Origin of the sequence: Hominilimicola sp., assembly GCF_046972485.1 — a bacterium.
GTDB classification, from domain to species: Bacteria; Bacillota; Clostridia; order UBA1381; family UBA1381; genus Hominilimicola; species Hominilimicola fabiformis.
In genome coordinates this window covers 1-24,326 of the sequence record NZ_JBKVWU010000028.1, presented here as the reverse complement: position 1 = coordinate 24,326, position 24,326 = coordinate 1, and the positions used below count along the sequence as shown (strand labels likewise).

19 protein-coding genes and 2 tRNA genes are annotated in these 24,326 nt (G+C 39.4%); 12 read left to right on the top strand and 9 right to left on the bottom strand.

The window, feature by feature from the left end:
- Window positions 1-1,173 (top strand): hypothetical protein (locus ACLTU0_RS04990; protein ID WP_412321568.1); only part of this gene is annotated, 1,173 nt, incomplete at its 5' end.
- A 19-nt stretch (window positions 1,174-1,192) separates the two neighbouring features.
- Complete coding sequence (locus ACLTU0_RS04985) at window positions 1,193-7,741, top strand: S-layer homology domain-containing protein (RefSeq protein ID WP_412321567.1); 6,549 nt, start codon at window positions 1,193-1,195, stop codon at window positions 7,739-7,741.
- Between the two features lie 602 nt (window positions 7,742-8,343).
- Here the strand turns inward: ACLTU0_RS04985 and ACLTU0_RS04980 are convergent.
- A tRNA-Lys gene (locus ACLTU0_RS04980) sits at window positions 8,344-8,419 on the bottom strand.
- Between the two features lie 149 nt (window positions 8,420-8,568).
- Between ACLTU0_RS04980 and ACLTU0_RS04975 the strand changes: the two genes are divergently transcribed.
- Together ACLTU0_RS04975 and ACLTU0_RS04970 are read left to right on the top strand one after the other, a co-directional pair.
- On the top strand, window positions 8,569-8,739 hold the full coding sequence (locus tag ACLTU0_RS04975; RefSeq protein WP_022230705.1) for a hypothetical protein: 171 nt from the start codon (window positions 8,569-8,571) through the stop codon (window positions 8,737-8,739).
- 11 nt (window positions 8,740-8,750) lie between these two features.
- Entirely contained in the window at window positions 8,751-9,467 is a 717-nt protein-coding gene (locus ACLTU0_RS04970) for a YdcF family protein (RefSeq protein ID WP_308455991.1), read from the top strand.
- Here ACLTU0_RS04970 and ACLTU0_RS04965 read toward each other — a convergent pair.
- Both ACLTU0_RS04965 and ACLTU0_RS04960 read right to left on the bottom strand, forming a co-directional pair.
- Window positions 9,430-10,092 carry an epoxyqueuosine reductase QueH gene (locus ACLTU0_RS04965; protein ID WP_308455992.1) on the bottom strand — a complete coding sequence of 221 codons (663 nt, stop codon included), beginning with the start codon at window positions 10,090-10,092 and terminating at the stop codon, window positions 9,430-9,432. The genes ACLTU0_RS04970 and ACLTU0_RS04965 overlap by 38 nt on opposite strands.
- Window positions 10,052-10,639, bottom strand: a complete 588-nt coding sequence (locus ACLTU0_RS04960) for a phosphatase PAP2 family protein (protein WP_412321566.1) — start codon at window positions 10,637-10,639, stop codon at window positions 10,052-10,054. Before ACLTU0_RS04960 ends, ACLTU0_RS04965 begins: the two co-directional genes overlap by 41 nt.
- A gap of 171 nt (window positions 10,640-10,810) precedes the next feature.
- On the opposite strand from ACLTU0_RS04960, the gene ACLTU0_RS04955 reads away from it, so the two are divergent.
- From ACLTU0_RS04955 to ACLTU0_RS04925, 7 genes are all read left to right on the top strand, one after another.
- Window positions 10,811-12,136 (top strand): Mur ligase family protein, encoded by a 1,326-nt coding sequence (locus tag ACLTU0_RS04955; RefSeq protein WP_117966786.1) that lies wholly within the window; start codon window positions 10,811-10,813, stop codon window positions 12,134-12,136.
- The gene (locus tag ACLTU0_RS04950) at window positions 12,136-12,858 is read left to right on the top strand and encodes a type 1 glutamine amidotransferase (protein WP_412321565.1); all 723 of its coding nucleotides are present in this window, start codon (window positions 12,136-12,138) and stop codon (window positions 12,856-12,858) included. The genes ACLTU0_RS04955 and ACLTU0_RS04950 overlap by 1 nt, the downstream gene beginning before the upstream one ends.
- A gap of 108 nt (window positions 12,859-12,966) precedes the next feature.
- Entirely contained in the window at window positions 12,967-14,916 is a 1,950-nt protein-coding gene (locus ACLTU0_RS04945; protein WP_412321564.1) for an Ig-like domain-containing protein, read from the top strand.
- Between the two features lie 112 nt (window positions 14,917-15,028).
- Window positions 15,029-16,498: a lipopolysaccharide biosynthesis protein gene (locus ACLTU0_RS04940; protein WP_412321563.1), complete on the top strand. Its 1,470-nt coding sequence runs from the start codon at window positions 15,029-15,031 to the stop codon at window positions 16,496-16,498.
- 85 nt (window positions 16,499-16,583) lie between these two features.
- Window positions 16,584-16,955 (top strand): ACT domain-containing protein, encoded by a 372-nt coding sequence (locus ACLTU0_RS04935; RefSeq protein WP_337598937.1) that lies wholly within the window; start codon window positions 16,584-16,586, stop codon window positions 16,953-16,955.
- A gap of 5 nt (window positions 16,956-16,960) precedes the next feature.
- Entirely contained in the window at window positions 16,961-18,139 is a 1,179-nt protein-coding gene (locus ACLTU0_RS04930) for a cation diffusion facilitator family transporter (protein ID WP_412294014.1), read from the top strand.
- Window positions 18,140-18,153: 14 nt separating this feature from the next.
- Window positions 18,154-19,128, top strand: coding sequence for a Gfo/Idh/MocA family protein (locus ACLTU0_RS04925; RefSeq protein WP_147515021.1), 975 nt, complete (start codon window positions 18,154-18,156; stop codon window positions 19,126-19,128).
- A gap of 194 nt (window positions 19,129-19,322) precedes the next feature.
- On the opposite strand, the gene ACLTU0_RS04920 is transcribed toward ACLTU0_RS04925, so the two are convergent.
- A complete protein-coding gene (locus tag ACLTU0_RS04920; RefSeq protein WP_412276024.1) occupies window positions 19,323-20,855 on the bottom strand; it encodes a YifB family Mg chelatase-like AAA ATPase in 1,533 nt (510 codons plus the stop codon).
- Between the two features lie 10 nt (window positions 20,856-20,865).
- Window positions 20,866-21,375 carry a GtrA family protein gene (locus ACLTU0_RS04915; protein WP_412321562.1) on the bottom strand — a complete coding sequence of 170 codons (510 nt, stop codon included), beginning with the start codon at window positions 21,373-21,375 and terminating at the stop codon, window positions 20,866-20,868.
- A 165-nt stretch (window positions 21,376-21,540) separates the two neighbouring features.
- On the opposite strand from ACLTU0_RS04915, the gene ACLTU0_RS04910 reads away from it, so the two are divergent.
- Window positions 21,541-21,616, top strand: a tRNA-Met gene (locus ACLTU0_RS04910).
- A 134-nt stretch (window positions 21,617-21,750) separates the two neighbouring features.
- Here the strand turns inward: ACLTU0_RS04910 and ACLTU0_RS04905 are convergent.
- The 4 genes from ACLTU0_RS04905 to ACLTU0_RS04890 all read right to left on the bottom strand — a co-directional run bounded on the left by ACLTU0_RS04905 (window position 21,751) and on the right by ACLTU0_RS04890 (window position 24,249).
- Window positions 21,751-22,398, bottom strand: a complete 648-nt coding sequence (locus tag ACLTU0_RS04905) for a recombinase family protein (protein ID WP_308456889.1) — start codon at window positions 22,396-22,398, stop codon at window positions 21,751-21,753.
- Between the two features lie 223 nt (window positions 22,399-22,621).
- Window positions 22,622-23,635 carry a helix-turn-helix domain-containing protein gene (locus ACLTU0_RS04900; protein WP_412321561.1) on the bottom strand — a complete coding sequence of 338 codons (1,014 nt, stop codon included), beginning with the start codon at window positions 23,633-23,635 and terminating at the stop codon, window positions 22,622-22,624.
- Window positions 23,636-23,671: 36 nt separating this feature from the next.
- Window positions 23,672-23,950 carry a helix-turn-helix domain-containing protein gene (locus tag ACLTU0_RS04895; RefSeq protein ID WP_412321560.1) on the bottom strand — a complete coding sequence of 93 codons (279 nt, stop codon included), beginning with the start codon at window positions 23,948-23,950 and terminating at the stop codon, window positions 23,672-23,674.
- A 71-nt stretch (window positions 23,951-24,021) separates the two neighbouring features.
- The gene (locus ACLTU0_RS04890) at window positions 24,022-24,249 is read right to left on the bottom strand and encodes a helix-turn-helix domain-containing protein (protein ID WP_412321559.1); all 228 of its coding nucleotides are present in this window, start codon (window positions 24,247-24,249) and stop codon (window positions 24,022-24,024) included.
- Window positions 24,250-24,326: the final 77 nt, after the last annotated feature.

Genomic DNA, 24,326 nt, shown 5'->3' with positions numbered 1-24,326 from the left:
GAAATATATAAACTTGATAATCAAGTTACAATTTCATATTCGGAAAATGCACCGACTATGACGCTTGTTTGCACAGCCGTAAACGGTCAAGTGTGTGAAATTACTTTGAATGAGGTTAAGAACATCGACAAAAACGCACCGATTATTACCGAAACAATTCAGCCGTCCGAAAATCACCGTAAAGTGACAGTGACTTTAAAAGCTGACAAAGAAGTTATTTTCAGAGAAAACGGAAAACAGGGAACTGAATTTACACGAGTAATAAACGCAAACGGCGAATATGTATCTCACTTTGCGGACGCTGCAGGCAATCTGACGGAAAAGGTTGTTAAGGTTGACAGCATCATTGATAAAGATTTGTCGCTTACATTCAGTCTTGCAAGTGACGGTACAGACAGTAAGGAGTCACCGGATAAACTCGGTCGTTTAAAGGTTGGTGACACTGTATATGTGAGTGCAAACAGAAACTGTACGGTAACATGGAACGGTGACACAACAGGTCAAAATCTTACGGCCGGTGCGTGGACGAAGTTAACCGTATCGGAGGATTTGGCAGGATTGTATCCTACAATAAAGGCAAAGGACGAATATTCAAATACAAAGTATTATCACTTTATGCAGATAGCAATGCCGGATAAAAAAGCACCGACTATCAAATTGAAAAAGGAAACGGTGGAAATCGACTTAAATTCAGAAGATATTTTGTCACAGCTTAAAGCGAATATGACGGTAAGCGACAACGAAACCGAAAAGGACAAAATCAAGCTTGATGTTACTTACACAAAACCGCAGACAACGGGAACAGTAAGGGTGACTTATACCGCAACAGACGAGGCAGGAAACAGCAGTGAAAGATACGGATATATCTATTTCTATGAGGATACTCAGCTTAGAGTCAGCGTAAACGGTGAGTATATTTACAGAGATATGATTGTGCTAAGCAAAAACGAGGCACAGAACATTGTCGTTGAAAGCAATGGCGAGCCGTACAGTGTTAAATATAAAAACGGTATAAAGACAGTCGGTCAAATGAAAATCGGTGCGACTGAATTGGCGAAGAATAAGGATAATACAGAGCCGATTACATTCGTTCCGAAAAAGGCGGGGTATTATACATTTAATGTACAAACGCAGGGACGTGACAATTACAGATTTGTAATTTACGTTCAATAATGAAAAAAGGAGGTTTACTATGCTGCAAAGATTAAAAAAGATTATATCAGCCTTAACCGTAACAGCGATGATTTTCGGTATAATGCCTATCGGCGCGTTTGCCGAAAATCTGAATAAGGCGGATTACGAAGAATTGAACGACGGTTATTTGAAAGTCGTTGTTTCGGCGAAAAACGGCGGTTTTCTGATAGATACCGTTGAGGGAGATAAGCTGAACAAAGCAGATGATAATAAATATCTTTTGTTTCCCGATGAAAATTATGATACATCATATACCTCTTTTCGTGTAAAAAGAGGTGATGAGATAAAGGACTATATTTTCGGAAGAAAATACGGTTTCTTGGGTAAGGACAGCAGTGACGTCACTTTGGTGAAAAACAGTGACAACATTGTCGCAACGTGGAGCGTTGACGGTTTGACTTTTACGCAGACCGTCACGCTTGCAAATACAAAATCGGCTCTGCACGGTATGGCGTCAATTTCATACGGTGTAAAGAGTACGGACGGAAGAAATGCGGACAGTGTTCAGGCAAGAGTTATGCTTGATACCGCACTCGGTTATCAGGATTATGCGGTGTATGAACTGACGAAAAAGGACAGTACATATGAGCAGATACAATCTGAAACTGTTATTGATAACTCTGACGGAGAAGCATACAACAACGCGTTATTCGGATACGACAATCCGAAAGCACCGTCCGTAACGGCTTATACAGTGAATGCGTCGATTAACAATAAAATTGTCGTACCGTATCAAATAGCGTTCGGACATTGGAACAACCTTGCGTCAAGCGTATTCGATTTTGAACCGGATAACTCGTTGACATTTACAAATCCGTATAACGAAAAATATTTGACTGCCGACAGTGCGTATGCTCTGTATTTCGATATGGGAAGTGTGGCGGCAAACGGTGAGGGCAATACCGTTGCGACAAATTACGGTATATATTCAAACGTAACCGTAAATAACGATGATAAGGTTGCGATAAATTTTTCATCTGAACTCGGAGCAATGCAGCTTACCGATACAAAAGACGAATACAAACCGCAAACGGCGGACGGTAAAAACGGTGATTTTAGCGTGTCAACGCAAATTAAAAACGTGTCGCAGAACGAAATGAAACAAATTGCCGTTGCGGTATATCCGCAGGAGGGAATAACACCGTATGACTTGTCGGGTAATCTTGACGTTACAGCTTCATATTCAAACCCTTTCAGTGTTGATATTATAGATTTTAACGCAGATGAAGAACGACAGGTTGTGTTTAACTTTAATGCCGAACCGCTTACGGCTACCGATTACAGAAAAATCGAAGTGCGTTGTTATGACGTGAGCGGAACGGACGGTAAATTGCTTTCCGAAAACTTAATCGGTCAGAGAAGTATATATCTTCTTTGCCCGGGTGCAACAGGTGACAGGGTTTCGTTTATAAGCACCGCACCCGAGATTGTTTATAACAGAGGAACAAGACATATTTACCTTGCAGGTCAGAATTTCAATTTGCTTAAAAATAAGAGTGAATACGATATAAAGGTTACGCCTTTAAACGGCAGTCAGCCGTTGACTGTAAGTGCGGAAAACTTCATTTTGGATACCGAAAACAATACGGCGGATTTGATACTTGATGAGCTTATGTCGGTCGGTACATATCAGATTGTATTTGATATGAAAGATCCGACTAAAAAAGATATTACGTCTGACGCACTGAAGTTTAATGTCAGTGATGATATTGCATATCAAGGCGGCTCTTACGGAGTTGTCACGATTGAAAAAGACGGCGATAACAAGTATGCCCTAAGGGCGTATAAAGACGAAAAGGAATACAGTGACGAAGTTCCAAACGCTCAGAATATCTCTCTGCTTGAACTTCGCGGTGACTTTACGTTAAAATATGAAAACGGTAAAATTGCAGAGGCAGAGGCTGTTTCTCTTGAAACGGTAGACCATAAGGCGAAAAGTACAATAAATATCAGTAATTGTCTTGATATTGAAAAAGGTACTGTAACCGTGTCTGTCGAAAACGTTGGTCAGGACGACCAAACTATCAATATAGATATAGACGGCGAAGTTTATACAACAGGTGCAAGAACAAAGGTTTGGAGCGGTGTATGTGCGATTTCGTCATTTGAAAACGGCTCCGAATCAACACTTTTGCAGTACACAAACGAGGGCGAGCAGACAGGTGACGTTGAAAACAGCGTTGCAAATACAAATGGTATTATGCTTATGTGGCCGGGTGCGGCAAGTACCGCACAAACCATTGCAGGAATGGTGATGGAATTCAGATACTGTCAGTTCGGACAGATGGCGACAGTTGACGGTGAAGTCACTTCAAAAACACCGAAACAAAGAGTAATCGCATTCGGTGCGCAACTTTCACCTGATTTTCTTGTTCCGTCAAACTTTGATTGGAGCAACAGAAAAACTTCCGCAATGGAGGTTGCACAACTGAAAATGGCGAGCAGTAATTACACTCCGTCACAGCTTAGAGATGTACAGGACAGATATGCCGAGGACCAAGAGGAATGGGAAGACGCAGAGGGCGGAAGTCTGAATTTGTATATCCATGATATACTTTTCGGCGGCGGATTTATCGGATTTAATACGTCTGTCGAAGTAGAAGTTCCGTCATATGCGGACGGACTTCCGAGCGTTGAGGGTACTCTTGATTTAAAGGTTATGAACAACGAATACACTATCGGCGTTCAAGGCAGTGCCGATATGATGGCATTTGAAATGGAGGCGGAAATTCGTCTTAGAAGTAACAACGGAATACCTATTCCGGATAAATTATATTTCTATGCAGGCGGATTTACACCGGGCATAAATGTTGACGGAATGGGCGTATTTTGGATTAAAGGTGCCGGCGGCGGTATAGATAATCTGTTTGAAACGATTTATCCGTCCTCATCCGTACCGCCTATAACGCTTCTGCTAAGCGGACAATTCGCTTTGTTTGATGTTCTTTCCGCAAGAGGTGATGTAAGTATCAGTCCGAGAGATTTGAGTATTGCACTGTCGGACGTGAATGTTGCGGGAATTACACTTATAGACTATGCGGGAATTGAATGTGCATGGTATCCCGAACTTAGATTTGCAGCGGGAGTGTCTATCGGTATATTCGACGTTATTTCGGGTGACGGACACTTAATTGTGGAAAAAGATAAGGTTAAGGATAAGTATTTCTGGGAAGGCTATGCCACAGCAGTGGTAAGTATTCCTAAAAAAATACCGATTTTCGGCGGTATAGAAATAGGCTCTGCCGATTTGGGTGTCAATGCAGAAAAAATATGGGGTGCTTTGCACGTTTTGAAAATTGACGCAGGTGTAACATATTATTGGGGTGGCGATGTAGATTTCGCTTTCGGTAAATATGACGCACCGGAACCGACTATTGAGTTGAGTGCGGAGGGTATTCCTGTTTATTACGATGAAAAAACAGACCGTACCTTGTATATGAAACTCAATAACAGTATTCGTACATTGGCGTCAACAGACGATATATCATTGTTCGGCTCAAACGGTGCGACGGTATCATCGCTTGCGGGTAAAACGGTACATTCGGTTAATTTCGGCAAGTATAACAACGAAAACGGAATACTTACAATTTCGTATGACGCACCGAGTCAGCTTATTGCGGAAACATATGCAAAGAATATTGAAATGGAAAATTATCCGATAGTATGGTCAGACAGTTCAAAAACGGCAGACGATACAGCCAACGCAAATGCAAACGCAATGTTGAATTGGAATGAGGATACAAAGAAAGCAACCGTTACAATAACGGTTACAGATGAAAATTACTTTAATAAAGCATTGCAATTAAAAACAGGTATTGCGTCAAGCGTGACTATATACGCACTTTCAAAGTTGCCGACAATCGACAATGCGGTATTGAACAATAATACGGTAACGTGGTCGGGCGAAGATTTGGATAAATTCAACAGTCTTACAATTTATGCAGAGGACAGCAATAACGAAGTTTATCCGTTGTACAAAACAGAAAATGTGAATGACATAAAGAGTAAGAGTGCAAATATAATAATGCCTGAAAATATGCCAAGCGGTGAATATACGGTAAAAGTTGTTGCGACAACGACAGATGAAAGTGCTAACCCTGTTGTGACAACCGATAAAAAGCTTAATTATACAAATCCGTCACAGCCGTCCGCACCGACATTTAATGTGGCATTGGGCGGTGATTACAGTATTGATTTGACAGGTATAAATCAATATAATTATGACGGCTACAAGGTAAGTATATATGAAGTTCAAGACGGTAAAAATGTACCGACTGTATTTGACAATATGACTGTAAGCGGAAGTGATGTGATTACGGTCGGCGGTCAGTATACAAAGACGGTTACGGTGGATAAGAACGGAAATATCGTGAATAAAAACGACCTTACGGAAGATGAGAAAAAGGATATAAAAACGCAGACCGAACAAGTCGGACTTGTAAGCGGTAAGCAGTATGTGGTAGGATTAAAGGGTTATAAAAATACATCTTCAGGCGGTCAGATTGTTTCCGCTGAAACACTGTCGTCACCTGTGACGATGGTTGAGCCTAAAAAGGCTGATGTAACACTTAAAGCACAAAATGCGGTAAGTATTGACGGTACAGATACGGTTAAAAGCAGTAATGCAGTTATAGACCTTGTATCGGATATGAATGTTTCCGGCGAATGGTCGTTGGACAGCGGTGAAATGAGCGGTACTGTTTCGGAAAAAACTATGTCGCAGAGTATAAATCTTGACGGATTAGAGGACGGTACGCATATAATAACCTTCAAGGGCGAAAACGATTCAAAAGACGGTACATTGTCGGAGTATATGTTTACTGTCGATACACTTCCTCCGAGATTGCAAATAAGCAGTCCGAATAACGGCGGATTTTTCGAGGACACTGTTACGGTTAAGGGTATCAGCGACAGTGGTGCGAAAGTGTATATCGGTGCGGAAAATCAAGAAATACAGGAAGTGACTGTCGGAGATGACGGCAGTTTTGAAAAGACTGTTACACTTGATAATTCTATGGCATATCAAAATATAGTTGTGTATGCGGCAGACGAAATTGGCAACGAAACAGTACCTGTAACATTACAGCTTACAAACAAAGCACTCGGCAATGACGACAGTGTACTTCAAATGTACATTGACGGAAAAGAGTGCAGTGACAGTACAATTAAAGCCGGCACAAGCGGTCAGCTTTCGCTAAAGGTGAAAACCGATAACAGAATTATTGAAATCAATGACGACAGTGCGGCGGCAAACAGAATTGAATGGAACGTTTCGGCAATAGAAGGTGCGGCGAATGTTGATGAAAACGGCTACATTACAACTGATGAAAAAATAAACGGCGTAGTAAGTGCGACTGTTGATAATCAGAATGTTTATACCGTTTTGGGCGGCAAGGACAGCACTGATATTCCAAGTGAAAAAATTAAAGTGAATGCGTCGGCAGGTACGGCAAGAAAGACTCATATCACGATTAATCTTGATACAGCGATTGAGGGAATGACGGCAGATAATTTTGTTGTACTGAACGGTGATAAGAATGTGGAACTTACAGAGGTTAAGGCAAGCAGTGATAATAAGACATATACGTTGTACGGCACGTTTGATACGTCTGTGACATATACCGTTACGGTTAATTTGACGGGTACAACGGTTGAAAACACTCACATTATTGCAAGCAGTCCGCTTATGATTAAACCAAGTTCGGGCGGTGGCGGAGGAGGAAACTCCGGCACTGTAACATATAAAATTACAGTTGTTCAGTCTGAAAACGGTAAAATCAGTCCGGACACCGTAACCGTAAATAAAAATGAAAGCAAGACATTTACGATAACGGCTGATGAGGGTTACGAAATTGAGGACGTAATCGTAAACGGCGAAAGCGTCGGTAAGGTGAGCGAATATACGTTTGAAAAGGTGAATGCAAAAGCTGAAATCACTGCAAAGTTCAAAAAGATTGATGCTGTGCCTAATCCGTCAGATAAGCCTGAACCGACTGATTGGAATAATCCGTTTGTTGATGTAAGTAACAACGATTGGTTCTATAATTCGGTTAAGTACGCTTATGAAAACGGTTTGATATATGGTGTGAGCAATACGGAATTTGCACCTGACGGTGACGTTACAAGGGCTATGTTTGTAACTGTTCTGTACAGAACAGAGGGTGAACCGTATGCGGAAAATTCAAGCTTTGTTGATGTGGCAAGTGACAGTTATTACGCAAATGCAGTGGCATGGGCGGAAGAAAATAAAATTGTCAGCGGTGTGAGTGATACAGAGTTTGCACCTGATATGAGTATAACCCGTGAACAAATGGCGGCGATTATTTATCGTTATGCGGAATACAAAAATTGTGATATAACGGTAAATGAAACGGCAAATTATGTTGACAGTGACAGTGTTTCAGATTATGCAAGGAATGCGGTTGATTGGCTGTCAGAGCAAGAAATAATGTCGGGTAATACCGACGGTACTTTCGCTCCGCAGGCGAATTCCACAAGAGCACAGACAGCGGCAGTGTTTATGCGTATTAATGAAAAATTGAAGTAATCAAAATGGCGGTTTAAAACCGCCATTTTGTATTTTTTTAAGTAAAATAAACGTAATTTGACATTGCGTGAGGTATAGTGTAGAATAAAAGCAGGCTGAAAAGCCTTGATATATAGAGAGCGGTGGCGGCTCTGTTTCGGAAAGGAAATATTATGAGTGAAACAACAATACAACTTGTATTGATTTTGCTTATTGTATGGATATTAAAGAAATAACCGCCCTACGGGAATAGGACGGTTATTGGGTAGAAAATCAATTTCTACAAAAATTTAACCAAATATTAAAGCAGAAACAAAAGCTGTTTACCGCTCTTCTCTATATCTAAAGTATAACATAGTATAAAAATTATGTCAAGCACGTTTTAGATGTGCTTTTTGTAAAAAATCAACGTTTAAGTGGTTTACTAAACAGAGATTAGGACAGCTACGATAGAATAAAAAGGGTGATTTGTTATGAAAAAGTTATTTGTGTGAAGAATTGATGTGTTGTGGCAATTAACGATAGATGTATAAAGCAAAGAAGGACAATGCAAAATGCTTATGAAATGGGAAAAAGCCCATAACAAAAAAATATCCGAACAAAAGTTCGGATATTGCAACTTGTGGTACGCGATCAGGGGTTCGAACCCTGGACACCCTGATTAAGAGTCAGGTGCTCTACCAACTGAGCTAATCACGCATATTATGTTTTACGTCTGACGACAGATAATATAATAGCACATAAAAATGCTTTTGTCAACACTTTTTTTCAAAAAAATAAAAAATTATTGACAATGATATAATAGTTAATGTATTATATGAGTATAAAAGCAAATATGGAGGTCAAATATGGAACCGAAGGATTATATTGTATCAAGAATTGAGGGGGAATATGCGTACCTAAAGCGTACGGATATTGAAAGTGAGGAAGAATTATTCATAGCAATGGCACTGTTGCCGTTGGGTGTAGACATCGGCACAAAGCTACATTATGAATGTATGGAATATTCAATAATATAAGGAGACAGTATATGCGAGTAATATTATTTATATTGGGATTGCTTTTTTCGGCAGACGGACTTTATTTTGCGTCAACCACATCAATGGGCGTGGGTGAGGCATTTACCGTTGCAATAGGTATTATGTTTATATTATGGAGTACGTTTTACGATGCGTTCAAAACAAAAGGCTTTTTGAAGTTTATAAAAGGTCTGTTTACGTTCGGAATGATTGTACTTGTGATTTATTCGGGAATTATATGCGTTGTCGGAAAAAGTGACAATGCGACATACAGAGAAGATTATATAATCGTGCTTGGTGCGGGACTGAAAGGCGATACACCGTCTTTGGCACTTGAAAGACGACTTGAAAAAGCGGCTGAATATATGAACAAAAACGGAAATGCAATAGCAATAGTCAGCGGCGGACAGGGCAAAGGCGAAACAATTTCAGAGGCACAGGCAATGGAAAACTACCTTTTAAATCACGGAATAAGAGAAGACAGAATTATAAAAGAGGACAACTCCACAAGCACATATGAAAATTTTGAATATTCAAAGTTGATAATGGACGAGGGACAAGCCGTATTTGTAACAAACGAATTTCACGTTTTACGTTCGGAATTGATGGCAAAAATAAACGGCATAGACGCAACGCATATAGGTGCGTCTACACCGATACCGCTTTTGCCTGTATCTTGCGTGCGTGAATTTATTGCACAGATAGCGGCTGTTCGTTATTATTTTTAGCTTTTTCACGTTCTTCGGCTTCAAGCTTTGAATAAATACAACCGCAATAATTCTGACGATAAAGACCGTATATTTCCGAAAGTTCACAAGAACGCTTATAACCGTTTTTCTTTTTGAAATCGGAGCATAGATATTTAACACTGTAGCTTTCTTCAAGTTCAAGACCGATTTGGTTAAGCACTTGAGCATTTTTATGCGGACTTATCGAAAGCGTGGTAGTGAAGTAATCAAAACCGTCCTTTTGGGCGGTTTTTGCTGTTTCTTCAAGACGAAGTCGGTAACATTTAAAGCAACGCTCGCCACCCTCTTTGAGATTTTCAAGCCCTTTTGCAATCGAATAAAATTTTTCGCAGTCATATTTGCCCTCGATAAACTTTACTTTTCTTTTTAAAGGCATTTCGTTTATAAGACGCTTTTGCTCGCTGACACGCTTATAAAATTCTTCTTCGGGTGAAATATTCGGATTGTAATAGAAAATAGTTATATCAAAATATTCCGACAAATATTCAAGTACATAGCTTGAACAAGGCGCACAACAGCTGTGCAGAAGAAGTGACGGAACGGTATTGTTTTTTTGAATTTCGTCAATCGTTTTGTTTAGAATTATTTGATAATTTTCTTTCATTGATTTTCTCCCATATTCTATTGACTAAGAAGTTTGACAAGAACGCGAGCAATATTCCGAACAACGCACCGCAAATAACATCGGACGGAAAATGTACATACAGATACAGCCTTGTAAAGCATATCAAAGCCGCAAGAATAATTGCCGGTATACCTAATTTTTTGCTGTACAGCAAAATAACAGTTGCGGCGGAAAATGAAGATATTGCGTGACCAGACGGAAACGAAAATCTTCCCGACGGCGCGCCTATCAGCAGATTTTCAACTGTAAGCAACGCTCCTTCGGTGTTATATGGACGTTCACGTGCAATTACATTTTTAAGCCCCATTGTAGAAAGGAACAATCCCAAAAGCAGTGAAACTATTATTACAATACCTGTTTTTCGTGATTTTTTGAAACAAAGCATTATAAGTGCAGTTACAGCCCATACAATGCCGCCGCTGCCTAAAAACGTTATAAGTGGCATAATTGTATCAAGAAACGGATTGCGTATGCTTTGAATTGCGTTTAAAATATTAAAATCAATCTGCGTTATAAAGTCTGTCATAATTACGTCATTCTTTCGATATGTTAATGTTTATTTCGTGTCAATAATAACACATTCACGAAAAAAAGTAAAGTAAGAACATAAAAACCTCATTACTTTAAAGAGAAAGTTGCAAAAGGAAAGAAAGTGTAGTATAATCATATATTATATTAGTTGAAAGGAATAACTGTAATGAGAAAACTTCTTGCGATATGGCTCGGAAAAATTCTTACCATAGTCGGAAAAACAGTAGGTAAAAAATCATCTTCTTCGCCGGGTGCGTATGCACTTAAAATATGTCCCGACCTTGTAAAAGGCTTGGAAAAATGCGTGTCAAAGGGTATAATCGTAACTTGCGGCACAAACGGAAAAACAACGACAAACAATCTTATGGCATCGGCACTTGAGGCAAAGGGATATAAGGTTATTTGCAATAAGCTCGGTGCGAATATGCTTAGCGGTATTGCAACCACCGTTTTACAGGAAATGAGTATATTCGGCAAATTAAAAGCGGACTATGCGTGTCTTGAAATTGACGAGGCATACACGCCGATAGTGTTTGACTATGTAAAGCCCGATGTTATGGTTATAACGAACCTATTCCGTGACCAGCTTGACAGATACGGTGAAATTGACATTACTTCGGATATTATCAAGCGTGCAATAAAAAAAGTGCCGAATTTAAAACTTGTTTTAAACGGTGACGATCCGTTGTGCGTTCAGTTCGGCAGAGAGGAAAACGTCAAGGCATATTATTACGGAATATCCGAAAAGGTACTTCCGCAGCTTGACGATACAAAGGAAGGACGTTTCTGTCCTGTATGCGGTGAGGAACAGAAGTACAATTACTATCATTACAGTCAGCTCGGCGATTTTTATTGCCCGTCGTGCGGTTTCAAGCGACCTGAGATTGATTTTGAAGTCAAGAATGTATCGCTCGACACACCGATGAAGTTTACGATAAACAATCAGCCGATGGTGATAAATTACAAAGGTTTTTACAATATATATAACCTTATTGCCGTATACGGTGCACTAAATGTTTTGGGAGAAAAAACGGACGATTTCGCAAAACTTTTGACAGGCTACAAACCGCAAATCGGCAGAATGCAGGAATACAAATTCAACAAGCCCGTTATACTAAGCCTTTCAAAAAATCCCGCAGGATTTAACCAAGCCATTGCAACGGTAAATACGGACAAGCGTAAGAAAGACGTTATAATCGCAATCAATGACAAGGCTAATGACGGTCGTGACGTGTCGTGGCTGTGGGACGTGGACTTTGATAAAATTGCGGACGAAAACCTGAACACGCTTACAACAACAGGTATCAGAGTTTACGATATAAGTCTTAGATTTAAGTATTCGGATATAAAAGTGGACCGTATGACGCAGGATATGGCGGACGCAATTACAAAATGTCTTGAAACGGACAGCGAAGTTGTCTATGTACTTGTGAATTATACCGCACTTTATTCGACAGAGGCGGTACTTAAAAAGCTCGGAGGTGAGGCATAATGAAAATCAAAATACTTCATCTTTATCCCGACCTTTTGAATTTGTATGGTGACAGGGGCAATATCGAATGTATGCGCAAGCGACTTATGTGGCGCGGTATTGACGCGGAGGTTGTGACATACACCTGTGAGGACAACGGATTTGATTTGTCGGACGTTGATATTGTATTCATAGGCGGCGGCTCGGACAGAGAACAGAAAATTGTTTGCCACAGACTTTTGGAACACAAGGACGAAATAAGAAATTATGTTGAAGATAACGGTGTACTTGTCGCAGTGTGCGGCGGTTATCAGCTTTTGGGTAAGTATTACAAGCTTGAAAACGAAACAATCGAAGGGCTTGATATACTTAATATTTACACCGAACAAGGAAAAAAACGTCTTATCGGAAATATCGTACTTGAAAATGACTTTCTAAATCAAAAAATTGTCGGTTTTGAAAATCACGGCGGAAGAACTTACATCGGTAATCACACACCGCTCGGCAGAGTTGTTTACGGTTACGGAAACGATGAAAAATCCGGTGTTGAGGGTGTTGTGTATAAAAACGTTGTCGCAACATATTTGCACGGACCGCTTTTGCCTAAAAACCCTGCACTTTGCGATTACATTCTGACAAACGCAATAAAGAGAAAAAATCCCGACTTCAAAGGTCTTGGCGGTTTGGAGGACACTCTTGAAGATATGGCAAACCAATATATTGTAAATAGGTTTAAAAAGTAAACATTTTTTTAACAATGGTGCATATGTATTGACTTTTTTACTGTGCAGTCATAGAATTAAATGGTATTGTAGAAACAATACCATTTTTTATTAAGGATTGAATTCGGTATGGAAACTAAATTAACAAGAAATATACAACCGAATAATAAAAGTCCGTTTTCGTGGCTCGGCAAGATATTTAAAGGTATTAAAACATGCTGGGATGCGGTAGTCGGAGTGTTTAAGAAGTTTTGGAAACTTTTGTGCAAGAGCAAAAAGTTTTCAAATTTTGCATACGTTAAATTTCCGAAATTCAGAAAGGAAATTTGGGAGTATGCAAAGGCACACAGGCTGAAGGCATTGATTTCAGTTGCTGTCGGAGTGGCGGTACTCGGTGTGCTTTTGGGCGTTATGATAAAAAATTCCGTAAATTCCGACTATCTTCAAGAGGGTGACGATTCTGTCGGATATGCGATGGTTTTGCAGAATTATTACACGTTCGACCACAGCGACAAAACCAATGTTGCGATAAAATTAAGCTGGGACGACGGTGCTGTTGACCTAAACGGCGGTACGGCAGAGGCAAAAATAAAAGCAAAGGTTTATCCGATAAATTTACCCGATAAAAAAATTACTTGGAAATCGTCTGATGACAATATCGCAAAGATTGACAGCGGAGGCAATATAACGGCACAAAATCCCGGTAAAGCGACATTGACGGCAATGTTGTACAGTCAAAAAAAGAGTGCAACCGCCACTTTGTCGGTAAGACAACCTGTAACGGGTATATTTATGCCGACAAGCACAATAACGCTTTACACAGGCGGTGAGGGCAGACTTTTACAGACAGAAATATTCCCGAAAAACGCAACGAACCAAAACATAACATGGAAATCTAAAAATACAAAGATTGCACGTGTGGACGAAAACGGCAGAGTAAAGCCTGTCGGTGTCGGTATGACGGAGATAACGGCAACAACGGAGGACGGAGGCTTTGAGGCGAAGTGCTTTGTAAATGTCGTAAATTCATACATTGACGTACAGACTTTATCCGTAAAAAATACTGACGCAATGACGATAAAAGTCGGCGACAGTGTTAACGTGATAGTAACCGTTTCACCGTCAAACGCACGAAACAAAACGCTTAAATGGTCGAGTGACGATACAAAGATAGCGACAGTAAGTCAAGCGGGCAGAATACGCGGTGTCAGCGTTGGTACGGCGAATATAACGGTTGAAACGACTAACGGAAAGAAACAGACGTTTACTGTCAACGTAACCGAATCGGACGCAAAGGACCCATTCAATTTGAATGATGAAGTTTCTGATTTGGATACGGAGGGAACTGTAACATACACGTCATATGACATATCATTCCCACAGATTATAAGAATACAGATGGGCTTGAACCCACCACCGAAAATTTGGAGAAACGGCGGAATGTCATATGCGACAGAGTCCGAAACAGCGGAATATATGAATCCGAACAGTTTCTATACGGACGCATATAAATATCAGTTCCTTGACCTTTCAAAACCGAATAATGTCAGCGAAGAAACGCTTAATAATTATCTTGCCGATAAGGGCGTAATGAAAGGAATGGGAGCGGCATTCATTGAGGCGGCTAAAGAATATAACGTCAGCGAGGTTTACCTTGTTGCACATGCTTGCCTTGAGTCCGGAAACGGTACTTCACAGCTTGCAACCGGTGTTGAGGTCAACGGCACAACCGTTTATAACTTGTTCGGTATCGGTGCATATGACGCAAACCCTGTCGGAAACGGTTCACAGAGAGCATACAGTCAAGGCTGGACTAGTGTAGAGTCGGCTATTAAGGGCGGTGCAAAGTGGATAAGCGAAAACTATGTGAACAGTTCGGATGGCAGACAGAACACACTTTATAAAATGCTTTGGAACCCTGAAAATCCGGGTACTCACCAATATGCAACGGATATTGGCTGGGCAGTTAAGCAGGCGGTAAGCATTGAAAAGATATTCTCGTCATTCACAGACGCAACATTATCGTTTGACGTACCTGTTTACAGCGGACAAATTCCGCCTACTGTAACTATGGAATGATAAAAAGACAGATGAAATTTAAACCGTTTCATCTGTCTTTTTTTGTCAGAAAAAATATGTTTGACAAGTTGAATTTTAGTGTATATATTATATACAGGGAGTTGAAACATGGATGATAAAAAATAATGTTAAAAATATATCAATCAAAAAGGCGGCGTTTATCAATGCTGCCGCAAATTACAGTTGTGTTATATTGCAGCTTGGTTTCAGCGCTGTTTTGGCGCGAATACTTTTACCGGAGGATTACGGGGTAATCGGTGTAATGACCGTTTTTACCACGTTTTTTTCGGTGCTTGCGAATATGGGGATAGGCACTGCCGTTATTCAGAATAAGGAGCTTAGCAACTATGATGTGTCGAATATATTCACTTTTAATTTATATGTTGCGGTAGGGCTTTCAATAATTTTTGCGATTTTTTCTGTGCCGTTGTCTAAATTTTACGGCAACAGCGTGTACATACCGATAGGGTGCTTGCTTTCGGTGTCTTTGTTTTTTTCGACAATGAATATGGTGCCGAACGCACTTTTAATGAAAGAAAAAAAGTTCGTGCGTATCGGACTTCGTATGATTACCACAACTGTTGTAAGCAGCGGTATAGCGATTGTATTGGCAAAACTCGGACTGAAATATTACGCACTTGCCGCACAGTCTATTATACAGGTTATGGTCAATTTTATATGGAATTATAGCAGTACAAGGATAAAACTTAGAATTAAATGTGATTTCGGCAGTGTGAAGAAGATTTTTTCGTTTTCGTCATATCAGTTTGCGTTTAACGTGTTTAACTACTTTGCAAGAAATGCCGATAATTTGCTTGTGGCGAAGTTTATGGGCGATACACAGCTTGGATATTACGACAAGGCATATAAACTTGCACTTTATCCCGAACAAAATTTGACGCACGTCATAACACCTGTTATACACCCGATTTTGTCGGAGTATCAGGACGATAAGGCGTATATATATGAGAATTATATGAAGATTGTCAAGATACTTTCATTGCTCGGATTGTTTGTCGGTGCGTATATGTATTTTGCGTCATATGAGATTATCTGTATGATGTTCGGTGAGCATTGGGCGGCGGCAATTCCTTGCCTTGCGATGCTTAGTCTTTCGGTTTGGGCACAGGTGGTAAATTCAAGCTCCGGTGCGATATTCCAAAGCCTTGGCAACACGAAAAATCTTTTTATAACGGGCGTTTTGTCGTCGTCAACTACTCTGATAGGTATTGTACTCGGAATTGTTTTCGGCGATATTGGCACAGTCGCAAGAAATGCAATGATTTCATATAATATTAATTTTATGATTTCATATTTTATGCTTATAAAAATGACGTTTGGATTTAGCTTTTTGAAATTTCTGAAAAGTTTTATTCCGGACGTGTGTATTGCGGTTATGGTTTGCATTGCGGGTTTTTTGACGCGTTACGCTACTATTGACGCAACAAATATCGTTGGTATAACAATAAATGCCGTTATTAAATTGGCAATTATGGGCGGTGTGTATGTAATCGGATTGATTTTGTTCAGACAGTATAAATATTTTATTGAGATTATTCATATAAAAAAATACAGAAAATAAAAAAAGAGCCTTTGACTCTTTTTTTTGTTGCAGTTGGCAACAAAATGTGCTATACTGATTAGAAACAATAATTGAGGGGATAAAAATGGATATAAAGGTAATAGACAAAGAATTTGCGGTATGCAAAATAAATGATGTTACGGAAGTGAACTTTAATGACGAGTTTTGCTTTGTCGGCAAGACTGATGAGGAATTATCGCTTGTATGCTCAAGCGAGTTTGTTCCGAAAAATACGATTGTATGTGACAGCGGTTGGAGAGCGTTCAGAATCGAGGGTATACTTGATTTTTCACTCACGGGAATACTTGCGAGAGCTGCGAACATTTTAGCAAATGCAAAAATACCGATTTTTGCGGTATCAACGTACAACACTGATTATATACTTATAAAGAACGAATTTTTTCAAAAGGCACTTGACGTATTGAAAGAGAATAATTATGTTATAAAGGTTGGGTGACATAGATGACAAAACTACTTATAAAAAGATTTATAAAAGACTATGAAAACACGCAAAATTCCGATGTGCGTACGGCATACGGTAAATTTTCAAGCATAGTCGGAATAGTGTGCAATGCGATACTGTTCATAAGCAAACTGATTGTCGGAACACTGTCGGCGTCTGTTTCTATCACTGCCGACGCGGTAAACAACCTATCCGATGCATCATCAAGCATAATCAGTCTGCTTGGTTTTAAACTTGCAAGCCGTCCGGCAGATGAAGAACACCCTTACGGTCACGGGCGGTATGAATATCTGTCGGGACTTATGGTTGCCGTACTTATTATGGTAATCGGCGTTGAACTGTTCAAAAGCAGTTTGGATAAGGTACTTCATCCGTCAGCGGTTGAATTCAGCTGGGTTACTGTCGGTGTGCTTGCGTTTTCGATTTTGCTTAAAACGTGGATGGCATTGTTTAATACGAAAACAGGTAAAATGATTAACTCAAACACGCTTATAGCAACGGCGGCAGACAGCCGTAATGATGTTATAACGACAGGCGCAGTGTTGGCTGCGGCGATATTATCGCATTTTGTCGGCTTTGAGCTTGACGGCTGGATGGGTCTTGGTGTGGCGGTATTTATTTTGTACAGCGGTTTCGGACTTGTAAAAGACACGCTTGACCCTATGCTCGGAAAAGCACCGGAGAACGAACAGGTTGAAGAAATTCGTCAAAAGATTTTAAGCTATCCCGGTGTTTTGGGTACTCACGACTTAATGGTACACGACTACGGACCCGGCAGACAGTTTGCAAGTGTGCATGTTGAAATGGCGGCGGAAGGTGATGCTATGAAAAATCATGACGTCATAGATAATATTGAGCGTGATTTTATGAATGATGAAGGACTTCATATGATTGTGCATTTTGACCCGATTTCGACAAAGGACAATACAGTGAACGACCTTAGAATTTGGATTGGTGAAAAGGTAAAAGAGATTGACGAACGTCTGACAATTCATGACTTGCGTATAGTGTATGGTATTACGCATACAAACGTAATATTTGACTGCGTTGTTCCGCATAATATGGATATGACCGACAAGGAAGTCAAGAAAGCGATAAATGATATGGTAAAGGAAAAATATCCTACATATTACTGTGTAATCACGATTGATAAAAGCTATGCGGCAATGCCACACTGAGAAAGGAATATATAATGGACAAATTAAATTGGGCAGTGCTTGGTACGGGAGTTGTGGCAAATCAGATGGCGCAGGCAATGCAAGGTGTGGGGTGCAAACTTTACGCTGTAGGCAACAGAACGCACAGCAAAGCCGTTGATTTTGCTGATAAGTACGGCATTGAAAAGGTGTATGACGATTTGAACGATATGTTTTATGACGACAATGTGGACGTTATTTATATAACGTCACCGCATAACACGCATATTGATTTTATTATGAAAGCACTTGAAAACGGAAAGCATATTTTGTGTGAAAAGTCGATAACATTAAACAGCGTTGAATTGGAAAAGGCTTTAAAAAAGGCTGACGGGAAAAATCTTGTACTTGCCGAGGCAATGACGATTTATCATATGCCGCTATACAAAAAACTTATGAAACTTGTTGCGGACGGCGAAATCGGTGACGTGAGTATGATACAGGCGAATTTCGGAAGTTACAAGGACTATGATATGAAAAACAGATTTTTTAATATGAATTTGGCAGGCGGAGCAATGCTTGATATTGGTGTTTACGCAATTTCGCTTGCAAGATGTTTTTTGAAGTCAAAGCCCGACAATGTAATTTCAACGGTAAAATTTGCACCGAGCGGTGTTGATGAAATGTCGGGAATTGTTATGACAAACAAAGAGGGACAAATGACGGTTATTTCATTGTCGCTTCATACAAAACAACCGAAAAGATGTGTTATATGTGGTGATAAGGGATATATCGAGATTATGGAATATCCGAGAGCGTGTAAGGCGACGATTGTCTGCACCGAAACAGGCGAGCGAAAAGAAATCTGTGAGGGTGAAACCGAAAGAGCGTTGCAGTATGAAATGGAGGATATGGAGGAGGAGATTTCAAAGCGAAGCGGTTGTATGCTTAGGGAATATACAAAAGACGTTATGGAAATTATGACCGATATTCGTAATGAGTGGGGACTGAAATATCCTGAAGAACAATAAAAAACACAGTAAACAATTAAGGTTTACTGCGTCAGCGTATAGATAAAAGTGTACAGGCAAGCCGTATATCGAAGATAGGCTTGCCTGTCATTTTTTTATAGCTGTAAATTATAATAAAAATAATATTATGCACGTTCCGGATAATTTGCTGACATTCCGGCACAGTGAACGATTAATCATTTACTGAGTTTTTGCTATTCAAAATATTTGCGGTCAAGACTTCTGTATTGTATTGCCTCAGCTATGTGTTCACTTTTTATGTTTTCCGAGCCTTCAAGGTCGGCAATGGTACGAGCGACTTTCAAAATACGGCTGTGTGCTCTTGCACTCAAACCGAGATTGTCGAATGCGGCACGTAAAATTGCATTTTCTTCTTCGCCGAGCGGACAGAATTTTTTAAGCATACCTGCGTCAAGCTGTGAATTTGAGTAGATATTGTAATCTTTGTATCTTTCGAGTTGCAGTTTACGTGTTTTGTTTACGCGTTTTTTTATTTCGGCACTTGTTTCACTGTTTTCGGTCGAGCTTAAATCTTCATAATCAACATTCGATACTTCGACTTGAATGTCAATTCTGTCAAGCAACGGACCCGATATTCGACTGCGATAACGATTAACCTGTGTCGGAGTACAGGTACATTGTCTGCGACTGTCACCGAAATAACCGCATTTGCAAGGGTTCATACTTGCTATAAGCATAATGTTGCAAGGGTAGGTGAGAGTTGCGTTTACTCTTGAAATTGTGACGTTTCCGTCCTCTAACGGTTGACGCAAAACTTCAAGCGAATCACGTCTGAATTCCGGTAATTCATCAAGGAAAAGTATGCCGTTGTGGGCGAGGGAAAGCTCACCCGGTTTTGGAGTTGAACCTCCGCCCGACAAACCTGCAGATGAAATCGTGTGGTGCGGACTTCTGAAAGGTCTGTTTAAAATAAGCGGTTGGTCTTTCGGTAAAAGTCCGGCGATTGAATGTATTTTTGTCACTTCCAAAGCTTCGTCAAACGAAAGGTCGGGAAGTATGCTCGGCATACGTTGCGCAAGCATTGTTTTACCTGTTCCGGGACTGCCTATAAGAAGTACGTTGTGATTGCCGGCGGCGGCAATTTCAAGCGCACGCTTGACGTTCTCCTGACCTTTTACGTCGCAAAAATCAAGTACATTTGAAGCACTTGACGCAAAATAATTGGTAAGGTCAATTTTATGTACATTAATTTTCTGTATGTCACAAAAATGGTCGCATAATGCTTTCAAAGATGATACGGGATATATGTTTACACCTTCAATGACTGCTGCCTCGTCCGCGTTTTCGGTTGGTACAAACATATCGGTAAAACCGCTTTTGTACGCCGAAATAACCATAGGAAGTATGCCGTTTATCGGTTGTACGGTGCCGTCAAGCGAAAGTTCACCGAAAAACGCACATTTGCTTAAGTCCGGTGCATAAATCTGCTCCGTGGCGCATATAATAGAAAGTGCCATAGGTAAATCGTATCCCGAACCTTCTTTACGCTTGGAGGCAGGGGCAAGGTTTATGACAATGTGCTTTGCGGGAAAACGAAAGCCTGTGTTTTTTATGGCAGAACGTATGCGTTCTTTTGCCTCTTTAACGGCGGCGTCGGGTAAGCCTACTATATCAAATGCGGGTAAACCGTTTGAAATATCCGTTTCTACGCATACGGAAAATCCGTCTATACCCGAAAGTCCGCAAGAATATATGTGTGAAAGCATTTATATCACCTCAAGTAGTTGATTTTCTTCGGCTGAATACCATCAGCTTCATTGCCGCAAACGTAAGCGGTGTGCCGAGTATCGCCGCACAAATGTATGCAAGCGTCGAATTTAAGTTTAAAGCCGTAAAAATGAATACCATTAGGTATTGAAATATGAAATTCGGTATATAGCTTATCGGAAATTTGAGAAACTTTTTAAGTGTCGGTCGTTGGTGAAACGTAAAGTGACAGTTTAAAAAGAATGATGTTATTATGCTGACTATATATCCGAATATAAAGTTGGAACGTGAGTGTTCGGCGATTAATCGCAGTGGGTTGTCCGGTGCAAGAAACGCATTGTGAAGAATGTCAAGTAATGTGGCTGTGCCGACCGATACGGCAGTGTTCACAATGCCCAAAAGCATAAATATAACAAATTGCACCGTCATAAACGGACGTATTACACGCATCATATTCGGCGAAATACGTTCTTCAAGACGTACACGCAAATTTGCAAGAAAACGCTCCAAATTAATCATCTCTCCTTTGAAATAATACTTACATTATATACTAAATCACTGATAAAAACAATAGTATTGAGGTTTAAAAAATAAAAATGTAAAAATTATAAAAAAACACTTGACAAATAAGTTAGACTGTGCTATACTATTATAGCACTCTGAGAGAGGCACTAAGTTAAATATCGCGGGGTAGAGCAGTTGGTAGCTCGTCGGGCTCATAACCCGAAGGTCGCTGGTTCAAGTCCAGTCTCCGCAACCATTAAAAAAACCAGTGTTTAAGCCGTTTGTGGCAAGTACACTGGTTTTTGTTTTATCTTTTTTTCTTAAATTTCCCCTAAAATTTCCCCTCTAAGGATTTTTTCTAAGGTGTATTTTTAAGGTGTTTTTTGTGTTTTAAAATGTTTGTGATGTAGCTTTATCGTTTAGCATAGTGATATATTTATATACTGTACTTCGCCCCATATCAAGCATTTTTGCAAATTGCACTTTTGACATACTTCCGTATTCGCCATTTATCAATTTATTGTATTCTCTGATGAAGTCTGTCGGTACATCTGCTTTCGGTCTGCCTAAGCTATGTCCTTTTTCCTTTGCCGCCGCAAGTCCTTGATTAATTCTTGTTACTATCTTTTCGCGTTCTTGTTGTGCCATATGAGCCTTTAAGGTTATAACTATATCAATTATCATATTGTACATACTGTCGTTATTAGTGTTGTTCCAGTCGTTCATATAGGGAACATCAAGAGCAACTACTCTTACACCGATAGACTTTAGCTTTTTTAATTCGCTTATAACATCATCTGCGGAACGTCCTATTCTGTCTATATCAGTGATTATTAATATATCACCGCTTTTAAAGTGCTTGAACATATTACCGTATAAAGGACGGTTTTCCGCCGCCACTGTGCCGCTTATGGTTTCGCTTATCCATTCATTTACAATAAAGTTGTTTTCGTCTGCGTAAGTCTGTATTGTAAGTTGTTGTCGGTCGTGCTTTTGCGTTTTCTTTGTTGTGGATATTCTTGTATATGCAAATATCATATTAATTAACTCCCTTTAGTTGTAATGTGTCTATGAAAACATATATTTTATATTTGTGGATAAAATACACGTTTTCAAGCGGTGGTTTGTATGTAATTTTGATGTATCGGAAAACATTTGATTTTGTAGACAGTGTTTAAAGACGTTTTCGGTGGAAGAAAACTTCCGCCCTTGAAAACCCCTTACCGCCGCTGGCTTTGCAATAGTGGTATTAAAAGCGTGTTTAGTAGTCTAAACGGTTGCCGCTGATTTCAAGATAACGAAATTGCAAAATGCTTTCTTCTGAAAAAAGATTAATATTGCCGTCTGATTTAACATTGTTGAAAAAGGCAATTATCATATTTTCCCAGAGTTTTAAGTTACGGTCAAAATCATCACACCAATCGTATTCATCAATAAAAGCACTTAGCTTTGTTTGTACCTTTAGTTTATTTTCAGCGGTCAACGCTGGGTGTCGGTTGAGTTTGTATTCTTCGTAAATGTCAAAATACAAGTCTATGATTTTTTCGATGATGTCGTAAATTTTAATTTTTTCATCAAAAGAACACACCGTTTTGACGTTGGCAAAACCATTATTATTATTTATGTTATTCTTTATATTATTATGGGTTTCTTTTTGTTTAGTCTGAAAGAACAAATTGTTTATTCCCCCTATGACATTTTTTTCACTGTAAGCGGAAGTTTTCTTCCGCTTATCTAAGTTGTTAATATATATCTTTCGACTATTGCTTGTACGTTCAACTTTTATATGATTATTATTTTCAAGTGATTTTATTAATTTGATGATATATTGTATTGTGCATTTATATTGCTCCGCAAAATCTTTATTAGTTGCCCAGCAATACCCTTTTTTATCACAATATGCGGTTATAGTGCCGTATAATATCTTTGCTTTGTCAGTCAGCGTGTTATCATATCTCACCGCCGCTGGAATAACCGAAAATGTAGAGCCTTTTTCTTTTAGGGCGGCTAACTGTATTATTCGTTGTCTATTCTTTCGGATAACTTTTATATAGCCATTTTCTTTTAAAGCGTTAATTGCCCTAATAACAGTAATCTTTGAACATTCGTATAATTTTTCAAAATAATCATTAGTTGCCCAGCAACAACCTTTTTTGTTGCACAAAGCAGATATTTCACTATACAGTATTTTTGCTTTGTCTGTTATTGTATCATTAAGTAATACCGCCGCTGGAACAACTGAAAAGTTATTCGGTTTATTATTGTTTGTATTCATTTTAAATTACTCCCTTTAGAATGGTATGTTATTATACTAAGCCACCAACAAATAAAGTTGTCTTTGGCTTTCGGTGGTGTCAATCGCTATATATCCCTTTGTTTCTAAGAGGTTTAAACACTGTTCTACACGTCTGTTACTTATTTCGCATACTTCGGAAAGATATTTATTGTCAAAAGTGCAATATCCGTAAATATTTGAACAAGTGGTAAGTTCACCGTATAATATCTTTGCTTTGTCAGTCAGCGTGTTATCATATCTCACTGGTGCTGGAATAATTGCGTAATATGCTGGTGTTGGTCTTGAATTTCTCATTTTAAATCGCTCCAATCTTAAATATAGTGCGGCGGCATATTCAACATTTCCGCCGCCGCAAGTCCTTTTTGTTATAGTGTTGTTTGTGTTTGGTTATGTAACCAGTTAAAGAAAGCATCTTTCGGTATTACTATGCGTCTACCTAATTTTATTCGAGGGAAACCCTCTGACTTTACAAGGTTATATGCAGTAACAGGACTGATACTCATAACCGCTGCAACGTCTGAAACTTTCAAACAGAGTGGTAAATCATTCGCACTGGTGTAATTTGTTTTGGCTTTAATAACTTGTTCTTGCATTGTTTTCACTTCCTTTGTAATATCTTTTGTTTAATAAAAAAAATAATAAACTATTATTATAATACATTATATCACAT